The sequence below is a fragment of the Pantoea sp. B270 genome (genome assembly GCF_018726825.1).
GTDB lineage: Bacteria > Pseudomonadota > Gammaproteobacteria > Enterobacterales > Enterobacteriaceae > Pantoea > Pantoea dispersa.
In genome coordinates this window covers 2,098,402-2,117,490 of record NZ_JAHCSX010000001.1, presented here as the reverse complement: position 1 = coordinate 2,117,490, position 19,089 = coordinate 2,098,402, and the positions used below count along the sequence as shown (strand labels likewise).

18 protein-coding genes are annotated in these 19,089 nt (G+C 59.0%); 14 read left to right on the top strand and 4 right to left on the bottom strand.

Annotation, left to right across the window (positions count from 1 at the left end):
* The first annotated feature begins 27 nt into the window (after positions 1 to 27).
* The 4 genes from KOL70_RS10135 (at position 28) to glnB (ending at position 3,880) form a co-directional block, all read left to right on the top strand.
* Positions 28 to 1,455, top strand: a complete 1,428-nt coding sequence (locus tag KOL70_RS10135; protein ID WP_215480607.1) for a HAMP domain-containing sensor histidine kinase — start codon at positions 28 to 30, stop codon at positions 1,453 to 1,455.
* A gap of 3 nt (positions 1,456 to 1,458) precedes the next feature.
* Positions 1,459 to 2,130, top strand: a complete 672-nt coding sequence (qseG, locus tag KOL70_RS10130) for a two-component system QseEF-associated lipoprotein QseG (RefSeq protein WP_021506537.1) — start codon at positions 1,459 to 1,461, stop codon at positions 2,128 to 2,130.
* 2 nt (positions 2,131 to 2,132) lie between these two features.
* A complete protein-coding gene (gene glrR, locus KOL70_RS10125) occupies positions 2,133 to 3,464 on the top strand; it encodes a two-component system response regulator GlrR (protein WP_215480606.1) in 1,332 nt (443 codons plus the stop codon).
* 77 nt (positions 3,465 to 3,541) lie between these two features.
* Positions 3,542 to 3,880: a nitrogen regulatory protein P-II gene (gene glnB, locus KOL70_RS10120; protein ID WP_007886217.1), complete on the top strand. Its 339-nt coding sequence runs from the start codon at positions 3,542 to 3,544 to the stop codon at positions 3,878 to 3,880.
* A gap of 51 nt (positions 3,881 to 3,931) precedes the next feature.
* On the opposite strand, the gene hmpA is transcribed toward glnB, so the two are convergent.
* On the bottom strand, positions 3,932 to 5,116 hold the full coding sequence (gene hmpA / locus KOL70_RS10115) for an NO-inducible flavohemoprotein (RefSeq protein ID WP_215480605.1): 1,185 nt from the start codon (positions 5,114 to 5,116) through the stop codon (positions 3,932 to 3,934).
* Between the two features lie 337 nt (positions 5,117 to 5,453).
* Here hmpA and glyA point away from each other — a divergent pair, with 337 nt between their 5' ends.
* Both glyA and KOL70_RS10105 read left to right on the top strand, forming a co-directional pair.
* On the top strand, positions 5,454 to 6,707 hold the full coding sequence (gene glyA, locus KOL70_RS10110; RefSeq protein ID WP_021506540.1) for a serine hydroxymethyltransferase: 1,254 nt from the start codon (positions 5,454 to 5,456) through the stop codon (positions 6,705 to 6,707).
* 124 nt (positions 6,708 to 6,831) lie between these two features.
* A complete protein-coding gene (locus KOL70_RS10105) occupies positions 6,832 to 7,968 on the top strand; it encodes a 3-phenylpropionate MFS transporter (protein ID WP_127834447.1) in 1,137 nt (378 codons plus the stop codon).
* Here KOL70_RS10105 and csiE read toward each other — a convergent pair.
* Positions 7,965 to 9,233 carry a stationary phase inducible protein CsiE gene (gene csiE / locus KOL70_RS10100; RefSeq protein ID WP_058770857.1) on the bottom strand — a complete coding sequence of 423 codons (1,269 nt, stop codon included), beginning with the start codon at positions 9,231 to 9,233 and terminating at the stop codon, positions 7,965 to 7,967. The two genes, KOL70_RS10105 and csiE, sit on opposite strands and share 4 nt — an antisense overlap.
* Before the next feature lie 158 nt (positions 9,234 to 9,391).
* Here csiE and KOL70_RS10095 point away from each other — a divergent pair, with 158 nt between their 5' ends.
* The 3 genes from KOL70_RS10095 (at position 9,392) to KOL70_RS10085 (ending at position 12,201) form a co-directional block, all read left to right on the top strand.
* A complete protein-coding gene (locus KOL70_RS10095) occupies positions 9,392 to 10,018 on the top strand; it encodes a DUF1007 family protein (RefSeq protein WP_058758288.1) in 627 nt (208 codons plus the stop codon).
* A complete protein-coding gene (locus KOL70_RS10090; protein WP_058758289.1) occupies positions 10,009 to 10,986 on the top strand; it encodes a nickel/cobalt transporter in 978 nt (325 codons plus the stop codon). Before KOL70_RS10095 ends, KOL70_RS10090 begins: the two co-directional genes overlap by 10 nt.
* 201 nt (positions 10,987 to 11,187) lie before the next feature.
* Positions 11,188 to 12,201 (top strand): hypothetical protein, encoded by a 1,014-nt coding sequence (locus KOL70_RS10085; protein WP_215480604.1) that lies wholly within the window; start codon positions 11,188 to 11,190, stop codon positions 12,199 to 12,201.
* 48 nt (positions 12,202 to 12,249) lie between these two features.
* Here KOL70_RS10085 and suhB read toward each other — a convergent pair whose 3' ends face one another.
* Positions 12,250 to 13,053, bottom strand: coding sequence for an inositol-1-monophosphatase (gene suhB / locus KOL70_RS10080; RefSeq protein ID WP_058758291.1), 804 nt, complete (start codon positions 13,051 to 13,053; stop codon positions 12,250 to 12,252).
* Positions 13,054 to 13,175: 122 nt separating this feature from the next.
* Between suhB and trmJ the strand changes: the two genes are divergently transcribed.
* From trmJ to sseB, 5 genes are all read left to right on the top strand, one after another.
* Positions 13,176 to 13,919: a tRNA (cytosine(32)/uridine(32)-2'-O)-methyltransferase TrmJ gene (trmJ, locus tag KOL70_RS10075; RefSeq protein ID WP_031279390.1), complete on the top strand. Its 744-nt coding sequence runs from the start codon at positions 13,176 to 13,178 to the stop codon at positions 13,917 to 13,919.
* A 135-nt stretch (positions 13,920 to 14,054) separates the two neighbouring features.
* Positions 14,055 to 14,552, top strand: a complete 498-nt coding sequence (iscR, locus tag KOL70_RS10070) for a Fe-S cluster assembly transcriptional regulator IscR (protein ID WP_031279392.1) — start codon at positions 14,055 to 14,057, stop codon at positions 14,550 to 14,552.
* Between the two features lie 89 nt (positions 14,553 to 14,641).
* Entirely contained in the window at positions 14,642 to 15,811 is a 1,170-nt protein-coding gene (locus KOL70_RS10065) for an IscS subfamily cysteine desulfurase (protein ID WP_136545942.1), read from the top strand.
* Positions 15,812 to 15,868: 57 nt separating this feature from the next.
* Complete coding sequence (gene pepB / locus KOL70_RS10060; protein WP_058758293.1) at positions 15,869 to 17,155, top strand: aminopeptidase PepB; 1,287 nt, start codon at positions 15,869 to 15,871, stop codon at positions 17,153 to 17,155.
* A gap of 52 nt (positions 17,156 to 17,207) precedes the next feature.
* A complete protein-coding gene (gene sseB, locus KOL70_RS10055) occupies positions 17,208 to 17,975 on the top strand; it encodes an enhanced serine sensitivity protein SseB (RefSeq protein WP_058758294.1) in 768 nt (255 codons plus the stop codon).
* A gap of 193 nt (positions 17,976 to 18,168) precedes the next feature.
* On the opposite strand, the gene sseA is transcribed toward sseB, so the two are convergent.
* A complete protein-coding gene (gene sseA, locus KOL70_RS10050) occupies positions 18,169 to 19,008 on the bottom strand; it encodes a 3-mercaptopyruvate sulfurtransferase (RefSeq protein ID WP_058781731.1) in 840 nt (279 codons plus the stop codon).
* Between the last annotated feature and the right edge of the window lie 81 nt (positions 19,009 to 19,089).

The following is a 19,089-nucleotide window of genomic DNA, read 5'->3' as shown; positions in this document are numbered from 1 at the left end:
GCAACTCACCTCAAAGGAAGCGCGGTTGTGAAGAGATGGCGTCTGTTTCCCCGATCCCTGCGGCAACTGGTTTTAATGGCCTTTCTGCTGGTGCTGCTGCCGCTGCTGGTGCTGGCATGGCAGGCATGGGAAAGCCTTTCAGCATTGAGTAATCAGGCGGCGGACACCAACCGCAACACCTTTACCGACGTGCGTCGCAGTGAGGCGATGGCGCGTACGGCGCTGGAGCTGGAGCGTAGCTATCGCCAGTATTGCGTGCTGGGCGATGCCAGTCTGGCACGCCTGTATCAAACGCAGTGGAGCCGCTACGGCCAGATGCTCAGCAGCCATGCCGCCAGCCTGCCCGATTTGCCAACGTTCAAAATATTGCAGAGCGCGCTGCCGCAGCTGGAAAAGCTGCAGTGTGATAACGGCAATCTGCTGGCACCGGCGGCGAGCGCGCTGGAGGCATTCTCCGCCGCCAACACCCGCATGGTGCAGGCCACGCGTGAAGTGGTGTTTTCACGCGGCCTGCAGCTGCAGCGCGAAATTGCCGATCGCGGCCAGTTTTTTGGCTGGCAGGCGCTGATACTGTTTTTAATCAGTCTGGTGCTGGTACTGCTGTTCACCGGCATGATTATCGGCCCGGTTAAGCGCGTCGAACGCATGATTAACCGGCTGGGCGAGGGGAAAACGCTGGGCAATAGCGTCAGTTTTCGCGGGCCACGCGAAATTCGCTCGCTGGGACAGCGCATAGTCTGGCTTAGCGAACGTCTTAGCTGGCTGGAAGCACAGCGGCATGAGTTTCTGCGCCACCTGTCGCACGAACTCAAAACGCCGCTGGCCAGCCTGCGCGAAGGCACCGAACTGCTGGCCGATCAGGTTGCCGGCCCGCTCAATGCAGAGCAGCAGGAAGTTGTCGCCATTCTCGACACCAGCAGCCGTCATCTGCAGCGGCTGATTGAACAGTTGCTCGACTACAATCGCCGGCTGGCGGACAGCCCGCTGCGGCTGGAACCGGTGGCGATTGACGCTATCATTGATAGCGTCGTCAGGGTGCACTCACTGCCCGCCAGCGCGCGCCAGATGCATACGCATATCGATCTGCAGGCCCGCTATTGTCTGGCGGAACCGACGCTGTTGCAGCGGGTGATTGATAACCTCTACTCGAACGCCGTGAACTACGGTAGCGAATCCGGTAACATCTGGCTGCAGAGCCAGCAGAAGGGCAACCAGGTGTGGATTGAGGTGGCGAACACCGGCACGCCGATTCCGGCTGAAGAGCAGGCGATGATCTTTGAGCCCTTTTATCAGGGGAGCCAGCAGCGCAAAGGGCCGGTGAAAGGCAGCGGGCTGGGATTAAGCATCGCCAAAGATTGCCTGCGCAGGATGCAGGGTGATTTGCAGTTGGTCACGCGCACGGACGCGGACGTCTGTTTTCGTATCATTTTGACTACCAGCGCCGGGAATGCCTGATTAATGAAACTCACATCCAGCCGATTTCTCGTCGGCGCACTGATCGCCATCGGCCTGAGCGCCTGTCAGGCGCCACCCCAGAGCAGTACGCCGCGCGGTGCGGTGAACCTGCCGGAGCCGGACGTGCGCCTGGCGGATTATCTGGCCACCGATTGCCAGAATGTCTGGCAGATTGAAGCACCGGCGGCCATGAGCAATCCACTTTACTGGCAGCGCGCTATCGACTGCGGTGAGCGGCTGTCGGCGGCCGAAGCGCGGGCAGAAGCGCGGCGCTGGCCGGTACAGAACTGGGCGCGCGCCTTCAAGCAGGGCATCCTGCTGGCGAACGGCAACGTGACGCCGGTGGAGCGCCGTCAGTACGTTGATACGCTCGACAGCTATAGCGCGGATTATCCGGCGGCGGTGCGTCCGCTGCTGCAGCTGTGGCGCAGTAACCAGGCCGCGCAGCTGGAGCTGAGCGAGGCGCGCGGCCGCTACGCCGCGCTGCAGCAAAGCAATGACGCCGAACTGGATCGCCTGCGTCAGCAGCAAACGCAACTGCGGCAAACGCTGGACGATACCCAGCGTAAATTGCAGCGACTGACTGACATCGAGCGTCAGCTGTCATCGCGCAAAGCGCCGGACAGCGGCGACAGCACACACGGTGCCAGCGATGCCCAAAGCGAGGAGCAGTAACCATGAAACAGGCCGCACGCTTACTGCTGGTGGATGACGATCCGGGCTTACTCAAGCTGCTCGGTATACGTCTCAGCAGTGAAGGCTATCAGGTAGCGACCGCGGCCAGCGGGCCGGAAGCCCTGCGTCATCTGCAGAAAGAGAAAGTCGATTTGGTGATCAGCGATCTGCGCATGGATGAAATGGATGGCCTGGCGCTGTTTGCTGAAATCCAGAAGCGCCATACCGGACTGCCGGTCATCATCCTGACCGCGCACGGCTCGATTCCGGACGCGGTAGCCGCCACGCAGCAGGGCGTGTTCAGCTTTCTGACCAAACCGGTCGATCGCGATGCGCTATACAAAGCGATTGACGAAGCACTGGCGCAGCGCGCGCCGGTCAGCGATGACGGCTGGCGCGAAGCGATCGTCACGCGTAATCCGCTGATGCTGCGGCTGCTGGAGCAGGCGCACATGGTGGCGCAATCTGACGTCAGTATATTAATTAACGGCCAGAGCGGAACCGGCAAAGAGGTACTGGCGCAGGCGATTCATGCTGCCAGTCCGCGCGCCGGCAAACCTTTCGTTGCCATCAACTGCGGCGCGCTGCCGGAACAACTGCTGGAGTCCGAGCTGTTTGGCCACGCCAAAGGCGCCTTCACCGGTGCCGTAAGTGCGCGCGAAGGGCTGTTTCAGGCGGCGGAAGGCGGCACGCTGTTTCTCGATGAGATTGGCGACATGCCGCAGGCGCTGCAGGTAAAACTTCTCCGCGTGCTGCAGGAGCGCAAAGTGCGTCCGCTGGGCAGCAACCGCGATCTCGACATCAACGTGCGCATCATCTCTGCCACGCACCGCGATCTGCCGAAGGCGATGGAGAAGAAAAGCTTCCGCGAAGATCTCTACTATCGTCTCAACGTGGTGAATCTCAGGATCCCGGCACTGCACGAACGCGCCGAAGACATCCCGCTGCTGGCCAACCATCTGCTGCGCCAGTCGGCCGATCGCCACAAACCGTTTGTGCGCAGCTTCTCGGTCGATGCGATGAAACGGCTGGTGAGTGCCAGCTGGCCGGGAAATGTGCGCCAGCTGGTTAACGTGATTGAGCAGTGCGTGGCGCTTACTACGTCGCCGGTAATTGGTGACGCGCTGGTAGAGCAGGCGCTGGCTGGCGAGAACACGGCGCTACCGACCTTTGTCGAAGCACGCAACCAGTTTGAGCTTAACTATCTGCGCAAACTGCTGCAGATGACCAAAGGTAATGTGACGCATGCGGCGCGTCTGGCTGGACGCAACCGTACCGAGTTTTATAAGCTGCTGTCGCGCCACGAACTGGACGCCAGCGAATTTAAAGAGTAGCTTGCTGCGGCAGCGTCAGGAACACTTATACTCATAGTTACCCGTCCATCATGGAGGGAGCGAAAAAAGGATCTGTGATGAAAAAGATCGATGCAATTATCAAACCATTCAAACTCGATGATGTGCGTGAAGCCTTAGCAGAAGTGGGCATCACCGGGATGACGGTCAGCGAAGTGAAAGGCTTCGGACGTCAGAAAGGCCACACCGAGCTGTATCGCGGTGCCGAATACATGGTCGATTTTCTGCCAAAAGTGAAAATCGAGATGGTGGTGGGCGATGATATCGTCGATACCTGCGTAGAGACCATCATGAAAACCGCGCAGACCGGTAAAATCGGCGACGGCAAAATCTTTGTCTTTGACGTGGCGCGCGTCGTACGTATTCGTACCGGCGAGGAAGACGAAGAGGCCATCTGAGCCCTTCGCTCCTCACCAGACACAAAGCCTGCCGCGTGCAGGCTTTTTCCTTTACAGCACTTTGTGCGGACCGAACACCTCGTAGTGAATGCGCTCGGCGCTGATGCCGGCGTCGGTCAGCTGGCGCGCAACAAACTGCATGAATGCCAGCGGGCCGCAAATCCAGAACTCACCCTCGGGCTGGGTCAGTGCGGTTGAGACGGTGGCTAAATCCATCAGACCCTGCGCGTCGTAACGTCCCGCGTCATCAGCTTGCGGCTGGCGATACCAGACGTGGCGGCTAAAGCGCGGCAGTTGCGCACCCAGCGCCGCGACCTCATCAGCAAACGCGTGCTGCGCGCCGTTTTCGGCGGCGTGCAGCCAGCATACCGCGGCCGGATGCTGCTGCTCCGCCAGGCTGGCCAGCATGGCTAACAGCGGTGTTTGCCCGACGCCGGCTGAGATCAGCGTCACCGGCGTCTGCGCCGCTGCCTGCAGGAAGAAATCCCCGGCCGGCGCGGCGCACTGCACGATATCGCCGACCTTCGCATGCTGATGCAGCCAGCCGGAGATGCTGCCCTGCGCTTCGTGTTTCACCGCAATGCGATAGGCTTTTCCATCCGGCAGATGCGTCAGCGAATACTGGCGGTGCTGAATGTAGTCGCTGTCCGCCGGGCGCAGACTGAGGGTCAGATACTGACCGGGCAGGAAGCCCGCCACCGGCTCTCCATCATTCGGCACCAGCTCAATGCTTTTGATCACCGAGCTCTGCGCGGTAATCGCACGGATACGAAAATCGCGCGCGCCGCGCCAGCCGCCGACCTTTTCTTCCGACGCACGGTAAATCGCTGCTTCACGCTGGATAAACACCTCAGCCAGCACGCCATAGGCTTTGCCCCACGCCGCCAGTACTTCATCGCCTGGATTGAGCAGCTCTTTAATCGTCGCCAGCAGGTTTTCCCCGACAATCGCGTACTGCGCCGGCTGAATATTCAGGCTGGCATGCTTCTGCGCAATTTTCTCCACTGCCGGCAGCAGCACCGCGAGGTTTTGCAGGTTGCTGCCGTACGCGCAGATCGCGTTAAACAGCGCTTCACGCTGATTGCCGCTGCGCTGGTTGTTCATGTTAAACACGTTCTTCAGCTCGGGATGCTGCGTCAGCATCCGCTGATAAAAGTGACCGGTCAGCTGCGGGCCGAGTTGAGCAATCGCGGGCAGGGTAGATTTCACGGTGGCGATGGTTTGCGCGTCAAGCATAGGCTGATCCTCAGGGTATTTTTAAACATGTATTTTAAATGCATGTTATGCCTGTTGCCGCGCACTGTAAATCCCCCGTTTTGTCTGGGGTGACGAGTGCCAATCTGCTGGCGGGCGCGCAAAGCTGAAAAATTTTCCCGCTGCTGATGAACAAATATCCGGTTTTCTTCCCCGGCTAAAAAGCGTAAAAATCCCGTGCCAGCGCCTTGCCAATCGTTTGCGTAAAAAGAGGGGATTGGCGCTACCGTCCCCTGGCAAAACCGTTTACACTGTTGGCCTTCGCCCCTTAGCCGGGGCTTAAACTGCCGTTAAAAAGTTGCTGAGTCAGGAGATGCGGATGTTAAAGCGTGATATGAACATTGCCGATTATGATGCCGAGTTGTGGCAGGCTATGGAGCAGGAGAAGGTGCGTCAGGAAGAGCACATTGAACTGATTGCTTCGGAAAACTACACCAGCCCACGCGTTATGCAGGCGCAAGGTTCACAGCTCACCAACAAATATGCCGAAGGCTATCCGGGCAAACGCTACTACGGCGGATGTGAATATGTGGATATCGTTGAGCAGCTGGCGATCGATCGCGCCAAAGCGCTGTTCGGCGCGGATTACGCTAACGTGCAGCCGCACTCCGGCTCCCAGGCTAACTTCGCGGTGTACACCGCGCTGCTGCAGCCGGGCGACACCATTCTGGGCATGAACCTGGCACACGGTGGTCACCTGACCCACGGTTCGCCGGTCAACCTGTCCGGTAAGCTGTACAACGTTATCCCTTACGGCATCGATGAAACCGGCAAAATCAATTACGAAGAGCTGGCCGAACTGGCGCAGACCCACAAGCCAAAAATGATCGTGGGCGGCTTCTCTGCTTACTCTGGCGTGTGCGACTGGGCCAAAATGCGTGAAATCGCCGACAGCATCGGCGCCTGGCTGTTTGTTGATATGGCCCACGTTGCCGGTCTGATCGCTGCTGATGTGTATCCGAACCCGGTACCGCACGCGCACATCGTGACCTCGACCACGCACAAAACGCTGGCCGGCCCGCGCGGTGGCCTGATCCTGGCGAAAAACGGCGACGAAGAGCTGTACAAGAAACTGAACTCCGCGGTGTTCCCGGGTGGTCAGGGCGGCCCACTGATGCATGTTATCGCCGGTAAAGCCGTCGCGTTCAAAGAAGCCATGGAGCCGGAGTTCAAGGCTTATCAGCAGCAGGTCGCGAAGAACGCCAAAGCGATGGTGGAAGTGCTGCTGGAGCGCGGTTACAACATCGTCTCAGGCGGTACTTACAACCACCTGTTCCTGATCGATCTGGTGAGCAAAGGTCTGACCGGTAAAGAGGCGGATGCCGCTCTGGGCCGCGCTAACATCACCGTGAACAAAAACAGCGTACCTAACGATCCGAAGAGCCCGTTTGTGACCTCCGGTGTGCGTATCGGTACGCCAGCAGTGACCCGTCGCGGCTTCAAAGAAGCGGAAGTGCGCGAACTGGCGGGCTGGATCGCTGACGTTCTCGACAACATCAACGACGAAGCCACTATCGAGCGCACCAAACAGAAAGTGCTGGATATCTGTGCCCGTCTGCCGGTTTATGCCTGATAAGCGCTAAACCCGCAGTGTGAAGAAGGATGGCGCAAGCCATCCTTTTTTTATTCCCTTTCGCAGGCGGCTTTGAGAAAGTAACGGCCATTCCGCGCACGGCGGAGCGTCAACAGGAGGAAACATGACCATCGGATCGGCCAGGTGGCTGGGACTGAGCTACTTTACCTACTTTTTCTGCTATGGCATCTATCTGCCGTTCTGGAGCGTGTGGCTGAAAGGCAACGGGCTGGATGCGGAAAAAATTGGCCTGCTGCTCGGCTGTGGCATGGTGGCGCGCTTTGCCGGCAGCCTGTTGATTGCTTCGCAGGTGAAAAATCCAGCGCAGCTGATTGTTGCGCTGCGCCTGCTGGCGCTGGCGACCTGTCTGTTCGCGCTCGGTTTCTGGCTGGGCGGTCAGTGGCTATGGCTGCTGCTGGTGATGATTGGTTTTAACCTGTTCTTCTCGCCGCTGGTGCCGCTGAGTGATGCGCTGGCGGCCACCTGGACGCAGCAAATCGGGCTGGCCTATGGTCCGGTACGGCTGTGGGGCTCGCTGGCGTTTGTTATCAGCTCGGCGCTTACCGGTATGCTGGTCAGCGCCTGGTCATCGCAGGTGATTCTGCTGCTGTTGAGCGTCGGTGCGCTGGCGATGCTGTCCGGCATGCTGCTGCCGCCACAAACCCGACCGCAGGGTGAGCTACGCCAGGGCGCGAGCGGTGGCTGGGCGGCGTGGCGTGACCTGCTGCGCGAGAACAGTGTCTGGCGTTTCATGCTGTGCGTAACGCTGATGCAGGGCGCGCACGCCGCGTATTACAGCTTCAGCGCCATCTGGTGGCAGGAAGCGGGGTATTCCGCGTCGGTCGTGGGCTACCTGTGGTCGCTGGGCGTGGTGGCCGAAATCGTGATTTTTGCCCTGAGTAACCGGCTGTTTCGCCGCTGGAGCGCGCGCGATCTGCTACTGCTGTCCGGCGTGTGCGCGCTGGTGCGCTGGACGCTGCTGGGTGCCAGCACAGCGCTACCGCTGTTGATTGTGGCGCAGATTCTGCACTGCGGCAGCTTTACCGTCTGCCATCTGGCGGCGATGCGCTTTATTGCCGCGCGCAAAGGCGCAGAGGTGATTCGTCTGCAGTCGCTCTATTCGGCGCTGGCAATGGGCGGCGGCATCGCGGTGATGACGATGGTGTGCGGCGTGCTGTTTACCCACCTGCACGGCCAGCTGTTCTGGGTCATGGCGCTGGTGGCGCTGCCGGCGCTGTTCCTGCGGCCACGCGCGGCTTAAGACTCCAGCAGCTGACGAATGCGCTGCTGCTGGTGATCGCTCAGCGGCAGCTCAGCGTGGATCAGCGGCGGCGAATAGAGCGGCAGGGCGGTGGCGTAGGGCGTCACCACCAGCGCCACATCGCGCGGTGCGCCTTCACGCTGAAAGTGCAGCATATCCTGATAGGTAATATTGATCGGCAACAGCATCATTTCCCGCAGCTGCTGCTCCAGCAGCTGTTCCAGCGCCGCGTCAGCGCCGGTCAGTAACAGCACCTGTTTCTCCTGTAGCGCGCTCTCCTGCATCAGCCAGCCACCAAACTGCACCGCCACCAGGCTCACTTCTTCTGCGCTAAACTGCGTGCCGAAATCGCTGCTGAAGTGCTGCAGCGCGCGCGCCGTGGTGCGCAGCAGGCGCGGATAGAGACGCGCCACGTCCAGCGCCACGCTGTTATCAATGCCGATGGCAAAGTGGCTACGATCCAGCGCCTGCGCCAGGTGAGTATAGAGCTGCAGCTTAAGCTGCTGCTGATTTTTGATGCGCGTCTGCGCCAGTTGCTCAAAGCGGGCAATCAGCGCTTCCACCGCAGCCATCAGCTTGTGTGCCTGACTGTCCGCCAGCTGGCTGCCGTCTGGCGCGTGAATCAGGCTGAACAGCAGCGTCCAGAAATCGGTTTCGCTGACGTCCGGTGCCAGATGGCAACGTTTCTGCCAGTGATGGATCACGTCATCCGCTGCGCTGCGTTCAATCTTCGCAGCCAGCCAGGCGCGCTGGCGCTCGCTGAACAGCGCCGTCTGACGCTGACACAGCGCATATTTCATGAAGATTTGCAGAAACAGCCGGTCGCGCGGCGTGAAATCGCGCGCCAGCCGCAGGCTGCAGTGCTGGATCAGCGCCTGCAGATTGGTTTCATCCCACAGCGCTTTCTCAATTTTCAGCACCTTCAGCCGCTGGCGCAGTGCCGGCGCAAAATGCGTGCAGACGAAATCCTGCGACAGGCGCAGCGCGCGGCGCAGCCAGTGCAGCAGGCACAGACGCCGGTCCAGTTCCGTGCCATGAATGCGAAAGCTGCCATCCACCATCTGGTGTAATTCCAGCTGGTGAAAGCGCTGTATCTCATCTCCGACATCCGCGATATCCTGTCGGGCGACAACAGGGTCCACGCCATTCAACTGGCAGAGCTTTTCAAGCGTTAACGCGGGAGCAGGCAGAAACAGCAGCAACAGCAGATGGCAACGACGCTGGGCGCGGCTGAAGAGGGGAGCAGTAGAATGCGCTGAACTCATCAATCGTGTTATCCGCAGGTCATTTTTCAGCTAAGAATAGCCAACTCCACGCGCTGACCCTGGCCTTTGTCATGACTTTTGTTCAGAGCTTCAGGGCGGGTCACAGTTTTTTCTGGCCCGGTATCCTTCTGACTTTAAAATTTGTTACTTTATAACATATGAAAATTGCGCTCGTTAGCTTTACGCTGTTGTTCAGCGGCGCCGTGTGGGCGCATCCACACAGCTTTATTGATATGCAGACCGAACTGATCGGTAAGGACGATCATCTCAGCGCGATGAAGATGGTATGGACCATGGATGAAATCACCTCCGCCGATCTGCTGTACGATGCCGGCAACGCCAAACCCGGCGAGGTGGTGTGGAAAAAGCTGGCGGCACAGGTAATGGCCAATGTGCTGGGCCAGCACTATTTTACCGAAGTGTGGCAGGATAAAAATCGGGTGAAATTTCTCAACCTGCCGCAGGAGTATCAGCTGTCGCGCAAGGGCAATAAAGCGGTGCTGGAGTTCATTGTGCCGTTCGGCGAACCGCAGTCGTTAAGCGCCAGGCAATACCGCATCCAGACCTTCGATCCCAGTTACTTTGTTGATATGTATTATGACAATCCGCAAGCCATCACCATGGATGAGACCGTGAAAGCCCATTGCCAGTTTGACTTACACACGCCCAAACCGGATGACTCGCTAAAACAGTACGCGCTGTCGCTGGATAAAGCTGACGCACCGCCCGAAGATATGGATCTCGGCCAGCAGTTTGCCCAGACGGTAACCCTGACATGTCGTTAATTTCACTGCCTGGCGCTTCCCGTCGCTGGTGGCCGCTGTGGCTGCTGGCTGCGCTGCTGATTACCGCAGGCGCGTTGCTGTGGCTGCACTGGCCGCAAATTCTGCTGCAAAGCGTACTGTGGCAGAAGGTGCTGCACCGTGAGATGACGCAGCTCCTGCAACAGGTGGCGCAGCAGCCGCAGCAGGCCGGTGTCACGCTGATGCTGTTCAGCCTTGCCTATGGCGTGCTGCATGCGCTGGGGCCGGGCCACGGCAAAGTGGTGATCAGCACCTTTCTCGCTACCCACCCGGCGCAGCTGAAAACCAGCATGAAGCTGACGCTGCTGGCGGCGCTGTTGCAGGGCGCGGTGGCGATTGCTCTGGTGACGCTGATGCTGGTGGTGCTGCAAACCTCGTCGCGCCAGCTGCATCTCACCAGTTACTGGCTGGAGAAAGGTAGCTATTTGCTGGTGATGGCGCTCGGCGTCTGGGTGGGCTGGCGCGCGCTGCAGGGGTTACGCCGCGCGTTCCGTCCGGCGACCGGGCTCCAGATTCGCGCGGTACGGCCACATCATCAGCATCATGCTGACTGCGGCTGCGGTCATGCCCACCTGCCGAGCGCGCAACAGCTGGCCGGTGCGGTGAGCGGCAAAACCCAGGCGCTGGTGGTGCTGTCCATGGGGCTGCGGCCCTGTTCCGGTGCCATTATGATGCTGTTGTTTGCCAAAGTGATTGGCGTGTATGGCTGGGGCGTGGCCTCGGCGCTGACCATGGCGCTGGGCACCGCGCTCACCGTGTCGCTGCTGGGTTTGCTGGTGCAGCGCTCGCGCGTGCTGGCGGTGCGCCTCGGCAGGGTCAGCAGCAGAGGGACTGCGCAGTGGTTGTTGCCGTCCGTGATGCTGGCTGGCAGCCTGCTGTTGCTGCTGGCCGGCTTTATTTTATGGCACAGTGCTACGCCCGGCTTCGGTGGCGGTCTGCGTCCTTTTTAATTAATACGCTTTAAAAAATAAGCGCAGCATGTTCCCTGAATATGCTGCGTTTTTTTTTGCCCGCGACGCAGACTTTAATTTCTCTTGCCCGACGATCTGGTGAAAAGAGTTTTCTCTGTCTACGCTAGATAATATCAAAAAGGACAGGGTGTGCTCTTATATGCGTTACTCTTTATCGTCAATGTTTGTGAGGAAATAAATATGCCTGAAACCTGGACTAATAATGGCAGCACGGAAACGGTGGTGGAAACGCACGGCGGTTTACCGTTGAAACGCATTTCCTGGAGTGCCGTATTTGCAGGGGTGATTGCGGCATTAATCATTCATATTTTACTGGGGCTGCTGGGAACCGCGATCGGCGCCACGACCATCGATCCCCAGCAGGAACAAAATCCGCTGGAACACCTGGGGACCGGGGCGCTGATTTGGACCGGGGCCAGCATGCTGATTGCGCTGGCGGTCGGTAGCTACGTTGCCGGACGGCTGGCTCAGCGCGAAGGTGCGCTGCACGGTCTGCTGATGTTTGGTGTCAGTACCCTGATTACGCTGTGGCTGGCGTTTTCACTTGCCAGCGGTATTATCGGCGGCGCCTTTAATATTTTAGGCTCCGGTTTTAATGCCCTGGGTAACGGTATTTCTGCGGTAGCGCCATCGGTGACCAATATGGCGAAAGAGAAGCTGCAGGAAAATAATATCAACCTGGATGATTTGCAAAATGAATTGCAAACCACGCTGCGTCAGACCGGCAAACCGGAACTGCAGCCGGAAAATTTACAGCAGGATGTAAATAGCGAAGCGAATAATGCGCAAAACCAGGCGAAACAAACGGCACAGAATCCACAGAATGCCGACAATGATATTGCCAATTGGATCCGTGGTGTACTGAGTCGTCATGCCGATACGCTGCAGGCTGCAGACCGTGATGCGCTGAAAAACATTATTAAAGCGCGGACCGGAAAAAGCGATCAGGAAGCGGAGCAGATCGTTAATCAGACTGAGCAGAGCTATCAACAGGCGATGCAGAAATATCAGCAGCTGAAGCAGGAAGCGGAGCAGAAAGCGCGTGAAGCCGCAGAGAAAGCCGCGGCGGCAACGGCGAAAGCCAGCTGGTTTGCCTTCTTCATGATGCTGATCGAGGCGGTGCTGGCGGCGGTCCTCGGCGGTGTCGGTCGGCGTACCCAGCCGCGCACCGTGTTAACCCACGAGCGTCGGTAACAAAGTCGGTAATAAAAAAGGCGGCTGATTTAGCCGCCTTTTTTTTGCTTAGCGCTTCAGCGCTTCGCTCAGTTCTTCGCGCATGCTGGCCAGCATCGCCTTCACCACACGCGGGTTACCGGCCACCAGGTTGCCAGACAGCATATAGCCGTGGTTACCGGTGAAATCGGTCACCAGACCGCCCGCTTCACGCACCAGCAGTTCACCGGCAGCGAAATCCCATGGCTTCAGGCCAATCTCAAAGAAACCGTCAACGCGACCTGCGGCCACATAGGCCAAATCCAGCGCAGCAGAGCCGGTACGGCGGAAATCAGCGCACTGGGTAAACAGTTTTGCCACGATGTTGATGAATGGCGTGGCGTGCTGCTTCAGCTTGAACGGGAAGCCGGTAGCCAGAATAGTGCCGTCGAGGTCACGCGCCGTGCTGCCGCGCAGGCGATAGCCGTTAAGCTGCGCGCCCTGACCGCGTACCGCGGTGAACAGTTCGTTACGCATTGGATCGTAAACCACCGCCACTTCGGTGCGGCCTTTGATGCGCACGGCGATAGAAACAGCAAAGTGGGGCAGACGTTTGATGAAGTTGGTGGTGCCATCCAGGGGATCGATTACCCATTGAACATCCTGATCGTCGCCCGCCAGCTCACCGCTTTCTTCGGTGATGATGGTGTGTTGCGGGTAGGACTTGCGAATCACTTCGACAATCAGACGTTCTGCGTCGCGGTCAACATTGGTAACGAAGTCGTTGCTGCCTTTCTGGCTGGCTTCGACGGCGTCCGGGGTTTCATAATTCTTGGCAATTAAATTTCCGGCCTTGCGCGCTGCGCGCACGGCGATGTTGAGCATCGGATGCATCGGTATCTCTCACTGGATGTTAAAGAACGGGGTGAAAACGGCGCGGAGTATATCAGGGTGTTCAGCAAATGTCCTGCTTTTATGTTAGGATGCGCGCCATCATTTCCTTATCGCTATCTATTATGCTGCAAAATATCCGAATCGTACTGGTAGAAACCTCGCACACCGGCAACATGGGTTCCGTTGCCCGCGCCATGAAAACCATGGGCTTAAGCAACCTGTATCTGGTCAATCCGCTGGTGAAACCGGACTCGCAGGCTATTTCACTGGCTGCCGGTGCCAGCGATGTGATCGGTGAGGCGAAGATCGTCGATACGCTGGATGAGGCGATTGCCGGCTGTAGCCTGGTGGTGGGGACCAGCGCCCGCTCGCGCTCGCTGCCGTGGCCGATGCTTGACTCGCGTGAATGCGGCATCAAAAGCGTGGAAGAGGGCCAGCAGGCGCCGGTGGCGCTGGTGTTTGGCCGCGAGCGCGTGGGCCTGACCAACGAAGAGCTGCAGAAGTGCCACTATCATGTCGCCATTCAGGCCAACCCGGAGTACAGCTCGCTCAACCTGGCGATGGCGGTGCAGATTATTGCCTATGAAGTGCGCATGGCGTGGCTGGACGCGCAGGAGAAAGCCAGTCCGCAGCCGCAGTATGAAGCCTCACCGTATCCGCTGGTTGACGATCTGGAGCGCTTCTATCAGCACATCGAGCAGATGATGCTGAACAGCGGCTTTATCCGCCAGGGCACACCGAGCCAGGTGATGAGCAAACTGCGTCGCCTCTATACCCGTGCGCGTCCGGAGCGCGACGAACTCAACATTCTGCGCGGCATGCTGTCGTCGTTTGAAAAACCCAAAAACGACAAGGGTAATAGTTGAGTAAAACACCAGGTTAAATAGTTGAGCGAAATACTCGGTTAAATAGTTGACCAAAATACTCGGGAATGTCAGACTGGCCTCCATTCTTCAGATAACCCGCCGACTCGCTGGCGGACGCTTACGAGGTTGTATGCTATGAGACTGACATCCAAAGGACGTTATGCCGTAACCGCTATGCTGGACGTTGCCCTGCACTCGCACGAGGGCCCGGTACCGCTGGCCGATATTTCAGAGCGTCAGGGCATTTCGCTCTCCTATCTGGAGCAGTTATTCTCGCGTCTGCGTAAGCACGGTCTGGTGGCCAGCGTGCGGGGTCCGGGCGGCGGTTATCTGTTAGGCAAAGACGCCGGCGCGATTGCAGTTGGTGCGGTGATCACCGCGGTGGACGAATCCGTTGACGCCACCAAATGCCAGGGTAAAGAGGGTTGCCAGGGCGGCGAGCGCTGCCTGACCCACGTTCTGTGGCGCGACCTGAGCGAGCGCATCAGCGATTTCCTCAACAACATCACGCTGGCGGAACTGGTGAATAACCAGGAGATCCTCGACGTGGCCGATCGCCAGAACAGCGTTGATAACCGTCGCTTCCAGCAGCATCGCGTGCAGGAAACCATCAACGTCAATCTGCGCGCCTGATCCTCTCCCGTTCAGCCTCTGCTGTTAACCCAGGAGAGGCTGAATCGTGCTATAAAGACGTATGATTTTTTATACGGAGTTTTAGCGCAATGAAATTACCGATCTACCTGGATTACGCAGCGACAACGCCTGCGGATCCGCGTGTCGCCAGCAAAATGATGCAGTTCCTCACTTTGGATGGCACTTTCGGTAACCCCGCTTCCCGTTCCCACCGTTTTGGCTGGCAGGCTGAAGAGGCCGTTGACGTGGCGCGCAACCAGGTTGCCGAACTGATCAACGCCGATCCACGCGAAATCGTGTTTACCTCCGGTGCCACCGAAGCCGATAACCTGGCGCTCAAAGGCGCGGCGCAGCAGCATCAGGCGCGCGGTAAACACATCATCACCAGTCAGACCGAACACAAAGCGGTGCTCGACAGCTGTGCCCAGCTGGCGCGCGAAGGCTTTGACGTCACCTTTCTGCAGCCCGGCGCGGACGGCATCGTCACGCCTGCGATGCTGGAAGCGGCACTGCGCGACGACACCGTGCTGGTGTCGCTGATGCACGTCAATAATGAAACCGGCGTGATTCAGGACATCGCCGCGCTGGGCGCCCTGTGTCACGCGCGCGACATCCTGTTCCACGTGGACGCCACGCAAAGCGTGGGCAAACTGCCGCTCGACGTCAGCGCGCTGCCGGTGGATTTGATGTCGTTCTCAGCGCACAAACTGTACGGGCCGAAAGGCATCGGCGCGCTGTGGGTGCGGCGTAAACCAAAACTGCAGATCGACGCGCAGATGCACGGCGGTGGTCACGAGCGCGGCATGCGTTCGGGGACCTTGCCGGTGCACCAGATTGTCGGCATGGGCGAAGCCTATCGCATCGCGCGCGAAGAGATGGCGGACGAGAGCGCGCGCCTGGCTACGCTGCGCCATCGTCTGTGGCAGGGCATCAGCACGCTAAGCGACGTACAGCTCAACGGTTCACTCGAACAGGGCGCGCCGAATATCCTCAATATCAGTTTTGCCCACGTCGATGGCGAATCGCTGATCATGGCGCTGAAAGATCTGGCGCTGTCGTCGGGATCCGCCTGTACTTCTGCCAGCCTTGAACCTTCCTACGTTCTGCGCGCCATGGGCGTGGATCAGCAGCTGGCTTACAGCTCGCTGCGCTTTTCGCTGGGTCGTTTTACCACGCAGGAAGAGATCGATTATGCCATCGGGGTGGTACATAAGGCGGTAACGCGCTTACGGGCGCTGACGCCGGCCACTTCCCGCTAAATTTTCGCCCTGCGCCGGTCAGTGCGCAGGGATAACAAACGCAAACGGAGCCACGCGATGACAACACAACCCATGACGATTACGCTCAGCTCCCAGGCCGCCGACGCGCGCTGGGGCGAGAAAGCCTTGCTGAGCAGCAATGAAAGTGGCATGACCGTTCACCTGACCGGTGCCGATGCGCTGATGAGCATTCAACGTGCCGGACGCAAGCTGGACGGCCAGGGCATCCGCCACGTCGCGCTGAGCGGCGAAGGCTGGGATCTGGAGAAATGCTGGGCGTTCTGGCAGGGTTTCCGCAGCCCGAAAGGCCAGCGTCAGGTCGAATGGCCGACGCTGAGTGAGGCCGATCAGGCCGAATTCGATCGGCGCCTGAAGATCGTTGACTGGGTGCGCGACACCATCAACCTGCCTGCGGAAGATCTCAGTCCGGAGCAGTTGGCGCACAGTGCCATCGATCTGATCAGCGAAGTAGGCGGTGACGCGGTGAGCTATCGCATCATCAAAGGTGAGGATCTGCGTGAGCAGGGCTATGCCGGAATTCATACCGTAGGCCGCGGCTCGACGCGTCCGCCGGTGCTGCTGACGCTGGACTTCAACCCCGGCGGCGACGACAGCACACCGGTTTACGCCTGCCTGGTGGGCAAAGGCATCACCTTTGATACCGGTGGTTATAGCCTGAAGCAGAGCGCGTTCATGGATTCGATGAAATCCGATATGGGCGGCGCAGCAACGGTAACCGGTGCGCTGGCGCTGGCGATTGCGCGCGGCCTGGATAAGCGCGTGAAGCTGTTCCTGTGCTGCGCCGATAACATGGTGAGCGGCAACGCGTTCCGCCTTGGCGACATCATCCGCTATCGCAACGGGAAATCCGTAGAAGTGATGAACACCGACGCCGAAGGGCGTCTGGTACTGGCCGATGGACTGATCGACGCCAGCGAACAGCGCCCGCAGCTGCTGATTGATGCGGCCACGCTGACCGGTGCCGCGAAAACCGCGCTGGGCAACGATTACCATGCGCTGTTTACCTTTGACGACGTGCTGGCGGAGTCGCTGCTGGGCAGTGCCACCAGCGAGAACGAAGCCTTCTGGCGTCTGCCGCTGGCCGAGTTCCACCGCAACCATCTGCCGTCCAACTTTGCCGATCTGAATAACATCGCCAGCGCGGCACATGCAGCGGGCGCCAGCAGCGCGGCGGCGTTCCTCTCATGGTTCGTCAGCAACTATCAGCAGGGCTGGCTGCACATTGACTGCTCCGCGACCTATCGCAAAAGCGCGGTGGATCAGTGGTCCGCCGGTGCGACAGGCCTTGGCGTGCGGACCATTGCCAATCTGTTACTGAAATAATCCCGACAACGGCAGGCTGCAACCTGCCGTCTTTTTTGGAAGCCTATCCCTTATGAGTAACCGTCTTGAAGAGGTGCTGAAACTGGCAGCCACCGAGCCTGCGCACCGTCCGGAATTTTTTCAGCTATTGCTGGAGGCCGATGTCTGGGTGCCGGGCGAAAGTCCCGCGGAGCAGTTTGATGCCACCTCACCGGTAGAATTACAGCACTGGGAGAAAGAGGGCGGCGGCAGCGTGATCCCTTTCTTTACCTCAGAAGCAGCGATGAGCGAAGCCATTCAGGGTGAGCAGCCGTACCTGCGTTTACCGACGCGCACGCTGTTTGAAATGACGCTGGGCGAAACGCTGTTCCTCAATCCGAAACTGCCGGCCGGCAAAGAGTTTTCACCCGGCGAGATCGCGCATCTGCTGGGCGAGGAGGGCAGTGCGCTGAGCCAGCAAACGGTGCTGGAGGGCGGTCATGCATTGCTGCTGTCCGAAGTGGCCGAGCCGCCAGCGCAGATGATCGATTCGCTGACCCAGCTGTTTGCGAAATACAAACAGGTGCGTCGCGCCTACGTTGCCAGCATTCGTGAGCGTGCCGATGAACAGGCGAATCTGTTGATTGGGATTGAAGCCGACAGCGATATTGATGCGATTATTCAGGCGGCCGGCAGCGTGGCGACTGATACGCTGCCCGATGACGCGCCAATTGATATCTGTGAAGTGGTCAGTAATGAGCAGGGTGTCAGCCATTTCTTCACCGCGCACATTACGCCGTTTTATGAGCGCCGCTGGGGCAGTTTCCTGCGCGATTTCAAAGGCAGCCAGCGGATTATTTAGTGCCGGTGCGCATCAGTGCGCCAGTAAATCGCACCGATGCTACCAGGTGCGCATAAATGCGCACCCTACACGTAGGGTCGCCGTTTACGGCGACCGGATAAATGTGTGTAACATCCGACAACGCGCACCTTACGGCGACCGGATAAATGTGCACAACATCCGACAACGCGCACCTTACGGCGACCGGATACACTTATTTCTCAATCGGTAAATCGTCGCGGCTGCCCCATTCTCCCCACGAACCGTCGTACAGCGTCACATCACGCACGCCCAGCGCGGTAAGCGCCAGAATCACCACCACCGCCGTCACGCCGGAGCCGCAGCTGGCGACAATCGGCTGATCCAGCTTAATGCCTGCCTTTGCAAACAGATCGCGCAGTTCGGCGGCCGGTTTCAGCTCACCGTTGGCCACCAGATCGTTCCACGGCATATTCAGGCTGTGCGGGATATGGCCGCGCAGCAGGCCGGGACGCGGCTCATCCACTTCGGCATTGAAACGGTTGGCCGCGCGCGCATCGACAATCTGCGCGCCGCCCTCGTGGCTGATCAGCAGGACATCGGTCAGGCGCTTCACCTGGCTGCTGTCGTACTGCGCGTCGAACTCGCCCTCAGGCAAATCAACCGGACCGGTAGCCAGGCTGAAGCCAGCGGCTTTCCAGCCCTGCAGGCCGCCCGCCAGAATCGACACCTGCTCACAGCCAAAGGCGCGCAGCATCCACCAGGCGCGCGGCGCGGAAAACAGATTGCCTTCGTCGTACACCACCAGATGCTTATCCTGGCTGATGCCCAGCTCGCGCATCGCCACGGCAAAGGTCTCTGCGCGCGGCATCATATGCGGATACGGGCTGGTGTGATCGGACAGCGCTTCGATGTTGAAAAAAGGCGCATCCGGCAGATGCCCGGCCAGATACTCCGCCGTGATATCGCGCACCGCTTCCTGACCTGGCGGCAGCATGCGGGCATCCAGCACCTGCAAACGCTCTTCGTGGTAATGTTCATTCAACCAATCAGCGGACACAAACATGGCTGTCATAGCAACCTCTTCTCCATCAGCGGCAAAGGCCCAGTGTCCGGGAATGTGAAGGCTATCTCAAGGGTAACATTGCTAAAGTTG

Coding starts and splice junctions, on each gene's coding strand:
- qseG (WP_021506537.1), top strand. CDS start 1,459: ATGAAACTCACATCCAGCCGATTTCTCGTCGGCGCACTGATCGCCATC.
- glrR (WP_215480606.1), top strand. CDS start 2,133: ATGAAACAGGCCGCACGCTTACTGCTGGTGGATGACGATCCGGGCTTA.
- glnB (WP_007886217.1), top strand. CDS start 3,542: ATGAAAAAGATCGATGCAATTATCAAACCATTCAAACTCGATGATGTG.
- hmpA (WP_215480605.1), bottom strand. CDS start 5,116: ATGCTTGACGCGCAAACCATCGCCACCGTGAAATCTACCCTGCCCGCG.
- glyA (WP_021506540.1), top strand. CDS start 5,454: ATGTTAAAGCGTGATATGAACATTGCCGATTATGATGCCGAGTTGTGG.
- KOL70_RS10105 (WP_127834447.1), top strand. CDS start 6,832: ATGACCATCGGATCGGCCAGGTGGCTGGGACTGAGCTACTTTACCTAC.
- csiE (WP_058770857.1), bottom strand. CDS start 9,233: ATGAGTTCAGCGCATTCTACTGCTCCCCTCTTCAGCCGCGCCCAGCGT.
- KOL70_RS10095 (WP_058758288.1), top strand. CDS start 9,392: ATGAAAATTGCGCTCGTTAGCTTTACGCTGTTGTTCAGCGGCGCCGTG.
- KOL70_RS10090 (WP_058758289.1), top strand. CDS start 10,009: ATGTCGTTAATTTCACTGCCTGGCGCTTCCCGTCGCTGGTGGCCGCTG.
- KOL70_RS10085 (WP_215480604.1), top strand. CDS start 11,188: ATGCCTGAAACCTGGACTAATAATGGCAGCACGGAAACGGTGGTGGAA.
- suhB (WP_058758291.1), bottom strand. CDS start 13,053: ATGCATCCGATGCTCAACATCGCCGTGCGCGCAGCGCGCAAGGCCGGA.
- trmJ (WP_031279390.1), top strand. CDS start 13,176: ATGCTGCAAAATATCCGAATCGTACTGGTAGAAACCTCGCACACCGGC.
- iscR (WP_031279392.1), top strand. CDS start 14,055: ATGAGACTGACATCCAAAGGACGTTATGCCGTAACCGCTATGCTGGAC.
- KOL70_RS10065 (WP_136545942.1), top strand. CDS start 14,642: ATGAAATTACCGATCTACCTGGATTACGCAGCGACAACGCCTGCGGAT.
- pepB (WP_058758293.1), top strand. CDS start 15,869: ATGACAACACAACCCATGACGATTACGCTCAGCTCCCAGGCCGCCGAC.
- sseB (WP_058758294.1), top strand. CDS start 17,208: ATGAGTAACCGTCTTGAAGAGGTGCTGAAACTGGCAGCCACCGAGCCT.
- sseA (WP_058781731.1), bottom strand. CDS start 19,008: ATGACAGCCATGTTTGTGTCCGCTGATTGGTTGAATGAACATTACCAC.